The sequence below is a fragment of the Pseudomonas sp. TE3552 genome, from assembly GCF_056278945.1.
Genome location: NZ_JBWBQJ010000001.1, coordinates 4,271,379 through 4,285,606, shown reverse-complemented (window position 1 = coordinate 4,285,606; position 14,228 = coordinate 4,271,379). Strand labels below are relative to the sequence as shown.

Sequence of the window (14,228 nt, the reverse complement as noted above, 5' to 3'; positions counted from 1 at the left end):
ACCAACCCGGCCTCGCGCCGGGTTGGTTTTTTGTACTTCTGGTGCTCAGGACACAGTGAGCGTTTCATGTTCCTTGTGCACTGTATCCTTGAAACCCCTCAAGTCCGCTCCTTCACCCAAGGCTTTCGCATCGGCGAGCAAGTGCGGATAGCGATCCAGCAAGCGCATCAGCAGCATCAACGCTTTCGGTGGAAGTACTTCACCACGCTCGTAGCGGGAGAATGCGTTGTGTCCGCCGCCGGACAGCAGAAGTACGGCTTCTTTTTGCGACAGATGCAGTTTGCGGCGGATGCGCTTCATCTCGTTGCCGATCATTTGTCTGCCGGCGATGACCAGCTCGTCGCACGCATCTGAATAGCGCTCCGAGCAACCGGGGTCGAGTATGACTTCTGCGCATGCCTGGCACTCCCATCCGGATAAATTGTCGACCCGGCGCTCCATTCCCTTGACGCTCATGGTTTCGCCGCGACCTTCGAAGTGCCTCATTCCCTCACGCGCGCCGCAGCTGAAGCATTGTTTTGTAATCATGGTTTTTTCTCCTTGAAGGAGATCACCGGAGGTTCACTGCCTGAGCAGTAAGTGACCTTGATGTAAATCTCCAGATCGTGCGAAGTGATGTGGTACACGTCTTGCCAAATCCGATGATCGTCATAGGTAGTCATTGATTTGTACAACATCTTGCTGTGCAATTCGAAAACGACTTCTTGCATTTCCCTGATGCTAAAGCCCAGGTCTCTGCCGTTTTTCCGTGCCGTCTTGGTAAACGCGTTTTTCCCGAGCCGCCTGACATCCTCCTTGATCGCCACCAGGTTGTAATGGGGTGTGTTCTTCTCCATAAGAAACCTTGAACCTGCCCTAGAAATTACCCTTAAAGGGTAATTTTGACTAATCGAAAATCCCGCTCCATTCCTTCTCTCTGATCGTAGGCGGTTGCCGTCCTACATGAAGCTGACTAACATGTCAGAAAATTCATCCTATGATTGGATGAAAGGGCGAATCCTATGTCAGATATTTCTCCATTAGTTAAACGATCCTTGGTCGACCAGGCCTTGGACCAGTTACGCCTGCGCATCAATCAAGGTGTCTGGACGGTCGGCCAGCGCTTGCCCACCGAACCGGAACTGGCGACTGAGCTGGGCATCAGCCGCAATACCGTGCGTGAAGCCATGCGCGTGTTGGCGTTTTCCGGATTGATCGAGATCCGCCAGGGCGACGGCAGCTATCTGCGGGCGGTGGTCGATCCTTTGGACACGATGAAAGCGTTGTCCCGTTGTTCGCAGGAGCAGGCCAGGGAAACCCGGCACATTCTGGAAGTCGAAGCCATCGGTCTGGCTGCATTACGCCGCACTGATGAAGACCTGGTGGCATTGCACGAAGCGCTGGGCGTCAGCGGCAGCCACTACCACGGCGATCTCGATACCTACATCGCTTGCGACCTGGTGTTTCACCGTCGACTGGTGGATGCGGCGCACAACCCGACCCTCAGCGAGCTATATCGCTATTTCTCCAGCATCGTCGGTGCGCATTTGCGTCAGACCCTGAACATCACTCCCCGACGCCAAGCGGTGTTCGACCTGCATGTCGAACTGCTCGAGGCCGTCGAACAACGCGACCCGGAACGGGCTAAAGCCCTGATGAGGCAGTTGATCAATGAACCTTGAAACCGAGAGCCCGATGTCCACCCAGCAGGCCAGTAACAGCCGCATCACTGAGCTCAAGCGTACGGCGGAGCTCGAAGAGCTGTTGATCGACGCCGAGGCCGATGACGAACAAGTTCAGCAAACTCACCCGGTCCTTCAGCGGCCATGGCTGCTGTTGCTCGGCCTGATTCTGGTGGCGCTGAACCTGCGTCCGGCGCTGTCGAGCATGGCGCCGATGCTCAGCGAGGTCTCGAAAACACTGGGGCTATCGGCTGCCCAGGCCGGTTTGCTGACAACCTTGCCGGTACTTTGCCTCGGTCTGTTCGCGCCGTTGGCGCCAGTGCTGGCGCGACGTTTTGGTGCCGAACGGGTGGTGTTGGGGATTCTTCTGATGCTGGCTGGCGGGATCATGTTGCGCAGTTCGTTCGGCGAGGTCGGCCTGTTCGCCGGTAGCGTGATGGCCGGCGCCAGTATCGGGGTGATCGGCGTGCTGCTGCCTGGCATTGTTAAGCGCGATTTCCCGAAACAGGCCGGCACCATGACCGGCGTCTACACCATGGCCCTGTGCCTGGGCGCGGCCATGGCGGCTGGCGCGACCGTGCCGTTGAGCGAACATTTCGACAACCGCTGGGCCCTGGGCCTCGGTTTCTGGATGGTTCCGGCCTTGGTCGCGGCGATGTTCTGGTTGCCGCAAGTCGGTCAGAAACACGGCGCGCACCACGTTGCCTATCGTGTCCGAGGTTTGTTGCGCGATCCGCTGGCCTGGCAAGTGACCTTGTACATGGGCCTGCAATCGTCTCTGGCCTACATCGTATTCGGTTGGCTACCGTCGATTCTGATCGGTCGCGGCCTGACACCAACCCAGGCCGGGCTGGTGCTGTCGGGTTCGGTGATTGTCCAGTTGATCAGCTCGCTGGCAGCACCCTGGCTGGCAACCCGTGGCAAGGATCAGCGACTGGCGATCGTGATCGTCATGGTAATGACGCTCGGCGGTTTGTTCGGTTGCCTTTATGCACCGATCGATGGCCTGTGGGGCTGGGCGATCCTGCTGGGATTGGGGCAGGGCGCTACGTTCAGCCTGGCGTTGACCCTGATCGTGCTGCGTTCGCGGGACGCCCATGTCGCGGCCAACCTGTCGAGCATGGCCCAGGGCTTCGGTTACACCCTGGCGTCCATGGGGCCGTTCGCGGTCGGTGTGGTGCATGACTGGACCGGCGGCTGGACTGCCCTGGGCTGGATCTTCGGCGTCATCGGCCTCGGTGCGATCATCGCCGGCCTGGGGGCCGGGCGTTCGCTGTACGTTCAGGTTCAAAGCGAGAAGGTTTGACGCTTGCGCACTGTCGGTATTCGGGCCACGAATGCCGATAGTGTTCCGCGCATTTGTTGACTATCGTGCAGGCAATCTTTCGAAGCCACTTTGCAACCCCAGGGAGCCTGTCCATGAGTGATGCCCACAACGCCTTGATCACCCGGTTCTATCAAGCCTTCCAGCGGCTGGATGCCGAAGCCATGAGCGCCTGCTACACCGACGATGTGGTATTCAGTGATCCGGCGTTCGGCGAACTGCGCGGTCGCGATGCCGGCGACATGTGGCGCATGCTCACTACCCGGGCCAAGGACTTCTCCCTGACCTTCGATAACGTGCGTAGCGATGAGCGCACCGGCGGTGCCCATTGGGTGGCGACGTACCTGTTCAGCCAGACCGGCAATATTGTGGTCAACGACATTCAAGCGCGTTTTGTGTTTCGCGACGGCAAGATCTGCGAGCATCACGACAGTTTTGATCTGTGGCGCTGGTCGCGTCAGGCGCTGGGTTTCAAAGGGCTGTTGTTGGGCTGGACACCGGTGGTAAGCAATGCCGTTCGTGCTCAGGCCTTGAAGGGCCTGAAGGCATTCCAGGCCAGTCGCTGATAAGATCGCGGCTTGTTTCCTTTCAAGCCTTGATCGTCACGTGAGCACCTCGAGCGAATCTTCCGTCATTAGCCCCGAACCGTCGCTGCCTGCCAGCAAACCCTGGTTCGTATACCTCGTTCGTGCGGCCAATGGTTCGCTCTACTGCGGGATCAGCGACGATCCGGTTCGCCGCTTCGCTACCCACCAAAGTGGCAAGGGCGCGCGTTTTTTCCTGTCCAGCCCGGCCGTGGCGCTGGTGTACACCGAAGCCTGCCGCGACAAAAGTGAAGCACTGCGCCAGGAACGCCTGATCAAAAAACTCAAGAAAAGTGCCAAGGAATGTCTGGTGGCAAGTGCGGCGGTGGGCTCATCAATCTGACTGATAAGCGCCCATCAGGCAGATGGGTAGGCTGCTTGTGGATTGCGCGCTAAGCTGCGGGTTCCTTATCCGAGCGGCGGAGCCGAGCATGTCCGAGTTGATCCTTCATCACTACCCGACGTCCCCTTTCGCCGAAAAGGCCCGCTTGCTGCTGGGCTTCAAGGGGCTGTCCTGGCGCTCTGTGATGATCCCGCCGATGATGCCAAAGCCCGATCTGACGGCCCTGACTGGCGGCTACCGCAGGACGCCGGTATTGCAGATTGGCGCTGATGTCTATTGCGATACCGCGCTGATTGCTCGTCGTCTGGAGCAGGAAAAAGCCTTGCCGGCGTTTTTCCCGGAGGGCCAGGAAATGATCACCGCGACCTTCGCGGCGTGGGCCGATTCGGTGGTGTTCCAGCATGCGGTCAGCCTGGTGTTCCAGCCGGCTTCGGTGGCGGTGCGCTTCGGTAAATTGTCGCCGGAAGCGATCAAGGGATTCCTGGCCGATCGCGCCGGCTTGTTCAGCGGTGGTAGCGCCACACGGTTGTCGGCCGAGCAGGCTCGGCATCAATGGCCAACGATCATGGCGCGACTGGAGCAACAGCTTCAGCGTGAGCAGGGCGACTTCCTGTTTGGCGAGCCATCGATTGCCGACTTTGCCCTGGCCCACTCATTGTGGTTCCTCAAGGCGACGCACGTAACGTCACCGTTGGTGGATGCCTGGCCAGCCGTTTCGGCGTGGTTGGCTCGTGTGATGGGCTTCGGTCATGGCGCGTTCAGCGAGATGACCTCTGAGGAAGCGCTTGAGGTCGCGCGCAACGCCACGCCAGCCGCGTTACCGGATGAGCAGTTTGATGAGCCGAACGGCTTCGAGGTTGGCCAGCAGGTGGTGATCGCTGCGACCGATTACGGTGTTGATCCGGTAGCGGGAGAGTTGCTGTTTTCTGGCAGCGAAGAGTTGATCCTGCGCCGCGAAGACGAACGGGCCGGCGTGGTGCATGTGCACTTTCCGCGGTTCGGGTTTCGCATCGAAGCGCTGTAACTTTATATCGCAGATGTTTGGACTGGCTCGAAACTGTGGCGAGGGAGCTTGCTCCCGCTTGAGTGCGCAGCGCTCACAAAATTGGCATTCATTGCGAAGAGTTTGGGCCCGCTACGCAGGCCAGCGGGAGCAAGCTCCCTCGCCACAGGTGAGTCCGAACGGGTTATTCCAGCGCCGCAAGAACCTTGTCCGGGTCATACCCGCGAATCAACGTGCCGTTCACATCGATCAACGGAATCCCGCGCCCCCCCAGCGCCTCGTAGGCTTTGCGCGCCTGGGCATCTTTCTCGATATCGAATGCCTTGTACGGAATGCCTTTCTGGTCGAGAAAACGCTGGGTCAGCTTGCAGTAGCCGCACCATTCAGTAGCGTAGAGTACGACGTTGGCCTTGGCCTGGGTCTGCTCGGACACCACCTGCGAGGGATGGAGAACCCGCTCGATCTTGCCCCAGTTCTGGTAAGCCACGACCACCAGCAGGATCAGCAGGAACTTCTTCAACACGCCGCCGAGCATCAGTTGCGTCGCTTGAGCTGGTCGGTCAGTTGGGTCGGCAAGCCTTTGATGATCAGCGTGCCGGCTTCTTCGTCGTATTCGATCTTCGAGCCCAGCAGGTGCGCTTCGAAGCTGATGGACAAGCCCTCGGCACGGCCGGTGAAGCGGCGGAACTGGTTCAGGGTGCGTTTGTCCGCCGGGATCTCTGGCGACAGGCCGTAGTCTTTATTGCGGATGTGATCGTAGAAGGCTTTCGGGCGCTCTTCGTCGATCAGTCCGGACAATTCTTCCAGGCCCATGGGCTCGCCCATTTTTGCCTGGCTGCTGGCGTAATCCACCAGGGTCTTGGTCTTTTCGCGCGCGGACTCTTCCGGCAAGTCTTCGCTTTCGACGAAGTCACTGAAGGCCTTGAGCAGGGTGCGGGTTTCGCCGGGGCCGTCGACGCCTTCCTGGCAGCCGATGAAGTCGCGGAAGTACTCCGAGACCTTTTTGCCGTTCTTGCCTTTGATGAACGAAATGTACTGCTTGGATTGCTTGTTGTTCTGCCACTCGGAGACGTTGATGCGCGCCGCCAGGTGCAACTGGCCAAGGTCCAGATGTCGTGAAGGGGTCACGTCCAACTGATCGGTCACCGCCACGCCTTCGCTGTGGTGCAGCAGGGCGATGGCCAGGTAATCGGTCATGCCTTGCTGGTAATGCGCGAACAGCACATGGCCACCGACCGAGAGGTTGGATTCTTCCATCAGCTTTTGCAGATGCTCGACCGCCACCCGGCTGAAGGCCGTGAAATCACGACCACCGTCGAGGTATTCCTTCAGCCAGCCGCTGAATGGAAACGCGCCAGACTCCGGATGGAACAGCCCCCAGGCTTTGCCCTGTTTGGCGTTATAGCTTTCGTTCAGGTCGGCGAGCATGTTCTCGATGGCCGCGGACTCAGCCAATTCAGAGTCGCGGGCGTAAAGAACTGCAGGTGTGCCGTCGGGTTTTTTGTCGATCAGGTGGACGATGCAATGACGGATCGGCATGGGCTTCTCGGCTGAGTGAAGAGAGGAGGGCGTGCTCCCCCGAAAAAGCGCCCAGTGTACCGCAACCACTGGTTTTGGCGTGGTACGAAGGGCAATTCGGCGCTGCCCGGTAGCCCTTATGCAGTTTTTTCCCGATTTAGAGCAATAAAGCTGACCAAATGGGTAGCTAGAGGCGGATATTTCCCCGTCTCTGTGCTAGTTTTGCCCGGTCTTACGCGAAGTCACTGCGTTAAGCGTGCATTCAGCATTTGTCAGGTCGAACCAAACCCTGATTTCGGTATCTATAACCCCGACTCGTCGAGGTTATGCCGAGGGTGCCAGATCCAGAAGATCGGGCTCGATGGCTGACACTGCACTCTGCAATCCATATGAATTTGATAGGGAAGGAACACTACAATGGCTCTTACTAAAGACCAACTGATCGCCGACATCGCTGAAGCTATCGACGCGCCAAAAACCACCGCGCGTAACGCTCTGGACCAACTGGGCCAAATCGTTGCCGATCAGCTGGAAAACGGCGGCGAAATCACCCTGCCAGGTATCGGCAAGCTGAAAGTGACTGAGCGTCCTGCCCGTACCGGCCGCAACCCTTCGACTGGCGCTGCCATCGAAATCGCTGCCAAGAAAGTTATCAAGCTGGTTGTGGCCAAAGGCCTGACCGACGCTGTTAACAAGTAAGACTTGTTAGAAAAAAAACCGTGCTCCGGAGCAATCCGGGCACGGTTTTTTTGTGCGTGCGATTTACCACAAACACCGCTAAACCAATGTGGGAGCGGGCTTGCTCGCGAAGTCGGTGTGTCAGTCACCATTGAAGTCGACTGACACACCGCCTTCGCGAGCAAGTCGAATCGTCGCACCGCCGCTCCCACAGTTGATCTACGTCGGTCAGTTAATCAGCTTTTGCGCGCCCAGCGTTCACGCCAGACCTGCTGCTCGCTTTTAGTCTGGAACGTCCAGGCGACAAAGCGGCTTTGCTTCTGCCCCTGAGACATTTCCACGACCTGGCTTTCCAATACGCCAGCCTTTTTCAGCGCCGTCTGGATCGCCGGCAGGTTTGAAGCTTTCGAGACCAGGGTGCTGAACCAAAGCACTTTGTGTTGGAAATGCGCGCTCTCGGCAATCAGTTGCGTCACAAAACGTGCTTCGCCACCTTCACACCACAGTTCGGCCGATTGGCCGCCAAAGTTCAGTACCGGCAGTTTGCGTTTCGGGTCGGCGCGGCCCAGTGCGCGCCATTTCCGCTCGCTGCCCTTGGTGGCCTCGTCCATCGAGGCGTGGAATGGCGGGTTGCACATGGTCAGGTCGAAGCGTTCGCCGGGTTCGAGCAGGCCCAGCAGAATATGCTTGGGATTGGTCTGCTGGCGCAGCTGGATGGCTTTGTTCAGCCCGTTGGACTGCACGATGGCTTTGGCCGCGGCCACGGCGGTCGGATCGATTTCCGAACCGAGGAAGTGCCAGCGGTAGTCGCTGTAGCCGATCAATGGATAGACGCAGTTGGCGCCCATGCCGATATCGAGCACCTTGACCGGCGCACCGCGAGGGATCTCGCCGTCGTTGACGCTGGCCAGCAGGTCGGCCAAAAAGTGCACATAGTCGGCACGGCCCGGAACCGGTGGGCACAGGTAATCGGCCGGGATGTCCCAATGGGCAATGCCGTAGAACGCCTTGAGCAGCGCCCGATTGAACACCCGCACCGCGTCCGGGCTGGCGAAGTCGATACTCTCCTTGCCATACGGGTTGATGATCACGAACTTCGCCAGTTCCGGCGTGCTCTTGATCAGCGCCGGGAAGTCGTAACGACCCTGATGGCGGTTGCGCGGGTGCAGGCTGGCTTTCTCGCGGGGCTCCACGGCTTTGGCCGGGGTCGCGGATTCAGGCTTTTTGCGCGCAGGTTTGGGTGTGCGGGGGGCGGTCATGGGCGAGGTCGATTCGGGTATGGCTAAAAGTGGCGGGTATTGTCCCACAGACAATGGCAGCGCGGGGGATCCAGTAGGAGCGAGGCTTGCCCGCGAAGGCCGCGACACGGTCAATCAGGTACACCGCGTAATCGTTCTTCGCGGGCAAGCCTCGCTCCTACAGAAAGCGAAAAGGGCGAGCATGAAAAAGGGAGGCCATCTGGCCTCCCTGTTTCATTGCGATTTGCCGTTACAGGCTGGCAATCCGCGCATGCTGCTCGGCCAGCTTGCCCAAAGCCTGTTCAGCTTCAGCCAGTTTGGCGCGTTCCTTCTCGATGACTTCGGCCGGGGCCTTGTCGACGAAACCGGCGTTGGACAGCTTGCCGCCCACCCGCTGAACTTCGCCCTGCAGACGCAGGATTTCCTTGTCCAGACGGGCCAGTTCGGCGTCCTTGTCGATCAGGCCGGCCATCGGCACCAGCACTTCCATCTCGCCAACCAGCGCGGTGGCGGACAGCGGTGCTTCTTCACCAGCCTTCAGCACAGTGATCGATTCAAGACGCGCCAGCTTCTTCAGCAGGACTTCGTTCTCGGTGAGACGACGCTGATCTTGCGCGCTGACGTTCTTCAGGAACAGCGGCAGTGGCTTGCCCGGGCCGATGTTCATCTCGCCACGAATGTTACGCGTGCCGAGCATCAGGCCCTTGAGCCATTCGATGTCGTCTTCAGCCGCCTGATCGATGCGTGCCTCAACGGCCACTGGCCAAGGTTGCAGCATGATCGTCTTGCCTTTGATACCGGCCAGCGGCGCGACGCGCTGCCAGATTTCTTCGGTGATGAACGGCATGAACGGATGAGCCAGGCGCAAGGCGACTTCCAGTACCCGAACCAGCGTACGGCGGGTGCCGCGTTGACGTTCGACCGGCGCATTTTCGTCCCACAGCACAGGCTTGGAGAGTTCCAGGTACCAGTCGCAATACTGGTTCCAGATGAACTCGTACAAGGCTTGTGCAGCCAGGTCGAAACGGAACTGATCGAGCTGACGAGTGACTTCGGCTTCAGTGCGTTGCAACTGCGAAATGATCCAGCGATCCGCCAGGGACAGCTCGTAGGCTTCGCCGTTTTGACCGCAGTCTTCGCCCTTGTCCAGCACGTAGCGCGCAGCGTTCCAGATCTTGTTGCAGAAGTTGCGATAGCCTTCGACGCGGCCCATGTCGAACTTGATGTCGCGACCGGTCGATGCCAGCGAGCAGAACGTGAAGCGCAGGGCGTCGGTGCCGTAGCTGGCGATGCCGTCGGCGAACTCGTCGCGGGTCTGCTTCTCGATCTTCTTCGCCAGTTTCGGCTGCATCATGCCGGAGGTGCGTTTCTGCACCAGTTCTTCCAGCTCGATACCATCGATGATGTCCAGCGGGTCCAGGACGTTGCCCTTGGACTTGGACATCTTCTGGCCCTGGCCATCACGCACCAGACCATGCACATAAACGGTCTTGAACGGAACCTGCGGCGTGCCGTCTTCGTTCTTCACCAAGTGCATGGTGAGCATGATCATCCGGGCAACCCAGAAGAAAATGATGTCGAAACCGGTGACCAGCACGTCGGTGGAGTGGAATTTCTTCAGGAACTCAGTCTGTTCTGGCCAGCCGAGTGTGGAGAAGGTCCACAGACCGGAACTGAACCAGGTGTCCAGAACGTCGTTGTCCTGTTGCAGCGCAACGTCCGGGCCCAAGTTGTGCTTGGCCCGTACTTCGGCTTCGTCGCGACCGACGTAGACCTTGCCCGACTCGTCGTACCAGGCCGGGATCCGGTGACCCCACCACAGCTGACGGCTGATGCACCAGTCCTGGATGTCGCGCATCCACGAGAAGTACATGTTTTCGTACTGTTTTGGCACGAACTGAATGCGGCCGTCTTCAACCGCAGCGATGGCCGGCTCGGCCAATGGCTTGGTGGACACGTACCACTGGTCGGTCAGCCATGGCTCGATGATGGTGCCGGAGCGGTCGCCTTTCGGCACTTTCAGGGCGTGGTCGTCGACGCTGATCAGCAGGCCGGCCGCTTCGAACGCAGCGACGATTTCCTTGCGGGCCTGCTCGCGGTTGAGGCCGACGAAATCGGCGGGCAGCGTGCCGTCGATTTGCTCGTTGACGCTGCCGTCGAGGTTGAACACCTGGGCCGCGGGCAGCACGTCAGCATTCTTGTCGAAGATGTTCAGCAGCGGCAGGTTGTGGCGCTTGCCGACTTCGTAGTCGTTGAAGTCGTGGGCTGGGGTGATTTTCACGCAGCCGGTGCCGAATTCAGGGTCGCAGTAATCGTCGGCGATGATCGGGATGCGGCGGCCGACCAGCGGCAGCTCGACAAATTTGCCGATCAGGGCTTTGTAGCGTTCATCGTTCGGGTTAACTGCCACGGCGGCGTCGCCGAGCATGGTTTCCGGACGCGTGGTCGCGACGATCAGGTAGTCGTTGCCTTCAGCTGTTTTGGCGCCGTCGGCCAGCGGGTACTTCAGGTTCCACAGGAAACCTTTCTCGTCATGGTTCTCCACTTCGAGATCGGAAATCGCCGTGTGCAGCTTGGTGTCCCAGTTGACCAGACGCTTGCCGCGGTAGATCAGGCCGTCTTCGTGCAGGCGCACGAACGCTTCTTTAACCGCTTCCGAGAGGCCGTCGTCCATGGTGAAGCGCTCACGGCTCCAGTCCACGGACGAGCCGAGACGACGGATCTGACGGCTGATGTTGCCGCCGGACTGATCCTTCCACTCCCAGACTTTCTCGAGGAATTTTTCGCGGCCAAGATCATGGCGATTCTGGCCTTGGGCTTCGAGTTGACGCTCCACCAGCATTTGCGTGGCGATACCGGCGTGGTCGGTGCCTGGCTGCCACAGGGTGTTGCGACCCTGCATGCGGCGGAAACGGATCAGGGCGTCCATGATCGCGTTGTTGAAGCCGTGACCCATGTGCAGGCTGCCGGTGACGTTCGGCGGCGGGATCATGATGGTGTAGGACTCGCCCGCGCCTTGCGGGGCGAAGTAGTTCTCGGACTCCCAGGTGTTGTACCAGGAAGTTTCAATGGCGTGCGGCTGGTAGGTCTTATCCATGCGCGGCGGGACCCTATTGGCATTTATTCAGGAAAAGCCGGCAAGTATAGCGGGGCATGGGGCGTAGGGCGAGCGAGTGCAGACCGGGCGCAGATCAAATGTGGGGGAAGAGTTTTTGTGGCGAGGGAGCTTGCTCCCGCTGGGGCGCGAAGCGGCCCCAATATCTGCAAGTCGGGTGTGTCAGGTACAACCCATGCTCAGGTTTTACGACTGCTTCGCAGCCGAGCGGGAGCAAGCTCCCTCGCCACACAAGCTCGCTCGGCTCTGGGTTATTCGTACTGGCTGAGTAACCGCTCCATCCGCGCGTCGAGGCGGCGTTTGATTTCAGTTTCGATGTGCGGGGCGAAGTCGTCGATCACATCTTGCATGATCAACTGCGCGGCGGCGCGCAGTTCGTTGTCCAGGTGCAGTAGCGCGTCGGGGCCCTTGCTGGCGGCAGGCGACGGTTGCGCGGCTGGGGCCGGAGGGGGTGTTGTTTCGACCGGTTGCGGCGCATTGCCGACGGTGTCGAACAGCATGGGAATCTGTTCCTGATCGCTTTCGATGACCGTGTCGGTCAGCAAGGGCGGTTGCAGGTTGTCATCGCCGAGCAGTTGGCGGATCGACTCGAGGTCATCCAGCAGATGCGCGGACTTTTGCGAAGGTTTTGGAGTGTCCATCGGAATGCTCAGAGTCGCTGTAAACGGTGATCTTGCAGAGGATAGCCCTGTTCTCGGTAGAAACGGAAACTCTCCCGCGCAGCCGTACGAATCGTCGGATCTTCCACCACCACTTCTGCCACGCGGGCGAACTGTTTGGCAAAGGCCGGGACTTTAAGGTCGATATTGACCAGCAGATCCTGATGCTGGCCACAATCATCGCCAATCCCCAGCACAATCAAACCCTCTGGCTCGCTTTCAGCGGGGCCGTGAGGCACGAAGCTTTCGCCCTTGAAGGCCCACAAACGCGCATCGAGGTCGTCGCGCTGGGCGGCATCGCTGCAATGCAGGTAAATGCGGTGGCCCATGCGCCAGGCTTTTTCGGTGAGCTTGCAGGCGAAATCCAGCCGCGCCGAAGGATCGGCGCTGGGCAGGATATAGAAGTCGACTTTGGTCATTGCGGTTCCTGAGCCCTTGAGCGGCGTCACCAGAAAGCGGCGCCGCTCGGGGTCATCGGTTTCAGGCTTTGGCGCGGTCCAGCAGGTACTGGGTCAGCAGGGGAACCGGACGGCCAGTGGCGCCCTTGTCCTTGCCGCCGCTGGTCCAGGCCGTGCCGGCGATGTCCAGGTGCGCCCAGTTGAGGTTCTTGGTGAAGCGCGACAGGAAGCAGGCGGCGGTGATGGTGCCGGCTTTCGGGCCGCCGATGTTGGCGATGTCGGCGAACGGGCTGTCCAGCTGCTCTTGGTATTCATCGAACAGCGGCAGTTGCCAGGCGCGGTCGTCGGCGGATTGGCCGGCGCTCAGCAGTTGCCCGATCAGCTCGTCGTTGTTGCCCAACAGGCCCGACGTGTGGGAACCCAGGGCGACGACGCAAGCACCGGTCAGGGTGGCGATGTCGATCACGGCTTGTGGCTTGAAGCGTTCGGAGTAGGTCAGGGCATCGCACAGCACCAGACGGCCTTCGGCGTCGGTGTTGAGGATTTCCACGGTCTGGCCGCTCATGGTGGTAACGATGTCGCCCGGGCGCGAAGCGTTGCCGCTCGGCATGTTCTCGGCGCAGGCCAGGATGCACACCAGGTTGATCGGCAGTTTCAGCTCAAGCACGGCACGCAGGGTACCGAACACGCTGGCGGCGCCGCCCATGTCGTACTTCATTTCATCCATGCCGGCGCCCGGCTTGAGGCTGATGCCGCCGGTGTCGAAGGTGATGCCTTTGCCGACCAGTGCGTACGGCTTCTCGGATTTCTTGCCGCCGTTGTATTGCATGACGATCAGGCGCGGCGGTTGGGCGCTGCCCTGGCCGACGGCGTAGAACGAGCCCATGCCCAGGTCCTTGATTTTCTTCTCATCGAGGACTTCGACTTTCAGACTCTTGAATTCTTTGCCCAGGCTCTTGGCTTGTTCGCCAAGGAACGTCGGGTGGCAGATGTTTGGCGGCAGGTTGCCCAGGTTACGGGTGAAAGCCATGCCGTTGGCGATCGCGGTGGCGTGGGCCACGGCGCGCTCGACTTCAGCCTGGGCTGCCTTGATGGTCACCAGGGTGATTTTCTTCAGGGCGAGCGGGTCGGCTTTCTGGCTCTTGAACTGGTCGAAGGTGTACTCGCCGTCCACCAGGGTTTCGGCCAGCAGACGGGTCTTGCCGTAGCTGTCACGGCCCTTGACCACGACTTCGTCCAAGGCCAGCACTGCATCGCTGCCGCCCAGGCCTTTAAGGGTGTTGAGGATACCGGCGATGATCTTGCGGAACGGGCGATCGCCCAATTCTTCGTCCTTGCCCACGCCCACCAGCAGCACACGTTCGGCCTTGAGGTTCGGCAGGCTGTGCAGCAACAGGCTCTGGCCAACTTTGCCGGCCAGGTCGCCGCGCTTGAGTACCGCGCTGATGGCGCCACCGCTCAGTTCATCGAGTTGTTTGGCAACGCTGCCGAGCTTGCGGCCTTCGCCGACGGCGACCACCAGTGTGGCGGTCTTCAACGTTTCCGGGCTAACGCTTTTTACAACCAGTTCCATGTCTGGGTCCCTGAATTAATGGTCAAAGTGCGCGACGCGCAGAGGCTTGCTTATAAGTAGAAAGACGCAGGTAGCAGTGCCAGCGACAAAGGCCGCAGTTTGAACCTCGCTGCCCGCGCCTGACAACCCTCGGT

15 protein-coding genes are annotated in these 14,228 nt (G+C 59.8%); 6 read left to right on the top strand and 9 right to left on the bottom strand.

All coding sequences use genetic code 11. From position 1 onward, the window contains the following. Window positions 1–45: 45 nt before the first annotated feature. Together ACZ9BB_RS19380 and ACZ9BB_RS19375 are read right to left on the bottom strand one after the other, a co-directional pair. A complete protein-coding gene (locus ACZ9BB_RS19380) occupies window positions 46–528 on the bottom strand; it encodes a type II TA system antitoxin MqsA family protein (RefSeq protein ID WP_476215421.1) in 483 nt (160 codons plus the stop codon). After that, window positions 525–836, bottom strand: a complete 312-nt coding sequence (locus ACZ9BB_RS19375; RefSeq protein WP_476215419.1) for a type II toxin-antitoxin system MqsR family toxin — start codon at window positions 834–836, stop codon at window positions 525–527. The genes ACZ9BB_RS19380 and ACZ9BB_RS19375 overlap by 4 nt, the downstream gene beginning before the upstream one ends. Before the next feature lie 165 nt (window positions 837–1,001). On the opposite strand from ACZ9BB_RS19375, the gene ACZ9BB_RS19370 reads away from it, so the two are divergent. From ACZ9BB_RS19370 to ACZ9BB_RS19350, 5 genes are all read left to right on the top strand, one after another. Further along, entirely contained in the window at window positions 1,002–1,661 is a 660-nt protein-coding gene (locus ACZ9BB_RS19370; protein ID WP_476215417.1) for a FadR/GntR family transcriptional regulator, read from the top strand. Continuing rightward, complete coding sequence (locus tag ACZ9BB_RS19365) at window positions 1,651–2,967, top strand: CynX/NimT family MFS transporter (protein WP_476215415.1); 1,317 nt, start codon at window positions 1,651–1,653, stop codon at window positions 2,965–2,967. Before ACZ9BB_RS19370 ends, ACZ9BB_RS19365 begins: the two co-directional genes overlap by 11 nt. Before the next feature lie 113 nt (window positions 2,968–3,080). Further along, window positions 3,081–3,551 (top strand): nuclear transport factor 2 family protein, encoded by a 471-nt coding sequence (locus ACZ9BB_RS19360; RefSeq protein WP_008004941.1) that lies wholly within the window; start codon window positions 3,081–3,083, stop codon window positions 3,549–3,551. A 40-nt stretch (window positions 3,552–3,591) separates the two neighbouring features. Then, window positions 3,592–3,912, top strand: coding sequence for a GIY-YIG nuclease family protein (locus ACZ9BB_RS19355; protein WP_476215412.1), 321 nt, complete (start codon window positions 3,592–3,594; stop codon window positions 3,910–3,912). Window positions 3,913–4,000: 88 nt separating this feature from the next. Beyond that, on the top strand, window positions 4,001–4,936 hold the full coding sequence (locus ACZ9BB_RS19350) for a glutathione S-transferase family protein (RefSeq protein ID WP_476215410.1): 936 nt from the start codon (window positions 4,001–4,003) through the stop codon (window positions 4,934–4,936). Window positions 4,937–5,099: 163 nt separating this feature from the next. Here the strand turns inward: ACZ9BB_RS19350 and ACZ9BB_RS19345 are convergent, their stop codons facing one another. Together ACZ9BB_RS19345 and yejK are read right to left on the bottom strand one after the other, a co-directional pair. Further along, window positions 5,100–5,450: a glutaredoxin family protein gene (locus tag ACZ9BB_RS19345; RefSeq protein ID WP_476215408.1), complete on the bottom strand. Its 351-nt coding sequence runs from the start codon at window positions 5,448–5,450 to the stop codon at window positions 5,100–5,102. Beyond that, a complete protein-coding gene (yejK, locus tag ACZ9BB_RS19340) occupies window positions 5,450–6,454 on the bottom strand; it encodes a nucleoid-associated protein YejK (protein WP_476215406.1) in 1,005 nt (334 codons plus the stop codon). The genes ACZ9BB_RS19345 and yejK overlap by 1 nt, the downstream gene beginning before the upstream one ends. Window positions 6,455–6,850: 396 nt before the next feature. Between yejK and ACZ9BB_RS19335 the strand changes: the two genes are divergently transcribed. After that, window positions 6,851–7,132: an HU family DNA-binding protein gene (locus tag ACZ9BB_RS19335; RefSeq protein ID WP_007905514.1), complete on the top strand. Its 282-nt coding sequence runs from the start codon at window positions 6,851–6,853 to the stop codon at window positions 7,130–7,132. A 215-nt stretch (window positions 7,133–7,347) separates the two neighbouring features. Here ACZ9BB_RS19335 and rlmF read toward each other — a convergent pair whose 3' ends face one another. The 5 genes from rlmF to ACZ9BB_RS19310 form a co-directional block, all read right to left on the bottom strand. Beyond that, the gene (rlmF, locus tag ACZ9BB_RS19330; RefSeq protein ID WP_476215404.1) at window positions 7,348–8,370 is read right to left on the bottom strand and encodes a 23S rRNA (adenine(1618)-N(6))-methyltransferase RlmF; all 1,023 of its coding nucleotides are present in this window, start codon (window positions 8,368–8,370) and stop codon (window positions 7,348–7,350) included. 229 nt (window positions 8,371–8,599) lie between these two features. Further along, complete coding sequence (locus ACZ9BB_RS19325; protein WP_476215402.1) at window positions 8,600–11,446, bottom strand: valine--tRNA ligase; 2,847 nt, start codon at window positions 11,444–11,446, stop codon at window positions 8,600–8,602. 269 nt (window positions 11,447–11,715) lie between these two features. Continuing rightward, window positions 11,716–12,105, bottom strand: coding sequence for a DNA polymerase III subunit chi (locus tag ACZ9BB_RS19320; RefSeq protein WP_476215400.1), 390 nt, complete (start codon window positions 12,103–12,105; stop codon window positions 11,716–11,718). Between the two features lie 8 nt (window positions 12,106–12,113). Further along, window positions 12,114–12,542 (bottom strand): DNA polymerase III subunit chi, encoded by a 429-nt coding sequence (locus ACZ9BB_RS19315; protein ID WP_476215398.1) that lies wholly within the window; start codon window positions 12,540–12,542, stop codon window positions 12,114–12,116. A gap of 61 nt (window positions 12,543–12,603) precedes the next feature. Further along, window positions 12,604–14,094, bottom strand: coding sequence for a leucyl aminopeptidase (locus ACZ9BB_RS19310; protein WP_476215396.1), 1,491 nt, complete (start codon window positions 14,092–14,094; stop codon window positions 12,604–12,606). Between the last annotated feature and the right edge of the window lie 134 nt (window positions 14,095–14,228).

Bases quoted from the DNA above. Each gene is read 5' to 3' on its own strand.
- ACZ9BB_RS19380 (WP_476215421.1), bottom strand. From the start codon at position 528: ATGATTACAAAACAATGCTTCAGCTGCGGCGCGCGTGAGGGAATGAGG.
- ACZ9BB_RS19375 (WP_476215419.1), bottom strand. From the start codon at position 836: ATGGAGAAGAACACACCCCATTACAACCTGGTGGCGATCAAGGAGGAT.
- ACZ9BB_RS19370 (WP_476215417.1), top strand. From the start codon at position 1,002: ATGTCAGATATTTCTCCATTAGTTAAACGATCCTTGGTCGACCAGGCC.
- ACZ9BB_RS19365 (WP_476215415.1), top strand. From the start codon at position 1,651: ATGAACCTTGAAACCGAGAGCCCGATGTCCACCCAGCAGGCCAGTAAC.
- ACZ9BB_RS19360 (WP_008004941.1), top strand. From the start codon at position 3,081: ATGAGTGATGCCCACAACGCCTTGATCACCCGGTTCTATCAAGCCTTC.
- ACZ9BB_RS19350 (WP_476215410.1), top strand. From the start codon at position 4,001: ATGTCCGAGTTGATCCTTCATCACTACCCGACGTCCCCTTTCGCCGAA.
- ACZ9BB_RS19345 (WP_476215408.1), bottom strand. From the start codon at position 5,450: ATGCTCGGCGGCGTGTTGAAGAAGTTCCTGCTGATCCTGCTGGTGGTC.
- yejK (WP_476215406.1), bottom strand. From the start codon at position 6,454: ATGCCGATCCGTCATTGCATCGTCCACCTGATCGACAAAAAACCCGAC.
- ACZ9BB_RS19335 (WP_007905514.1), top strand. From the start codon at position 6,851: ATGGCTCTTACTAAAGACCAACTGATCGCCGACATCGCTGAAGCTATC.
- rlmF (WP_476215404.1), bottom strand. From the start codon at position 8,370: ATGACCGCCCCCCGCACACCCAAACCTGCGCGCAAAAAGCCTGAATCC.
- ACZ9BB_RS19325 (WP_476215402.1), bottom strand. From the start codon at position 11,446: ATGGATAAGACCTACCAGCCGCACGCCATTGAAACTTCCTGGTACAAC.
- ACZ9BB_RS19320 (WP_476215400.1), bottom strand. From the start codon at position 12,105: ATGGACACTCCAAAACCTTCGCAAAAGTCCGCGCATCTGCTGGATGAC.
- ACZ9BB_RS19315 (WP_476215398.1), bottom strand. From the start codon at position 12,542: ATGACCAAAGTCGACTTCTATATCCTGCCCAGCGCCGATCCTTCGGCG.
- ACZ9BB_RS19310 (WP_476215396.1), bottom strand. From the start codon at position 14,094: ATGGAACTGGTTGTAAAAAGCGTTAGCCCGGAAACGTTGAAGACCGCC.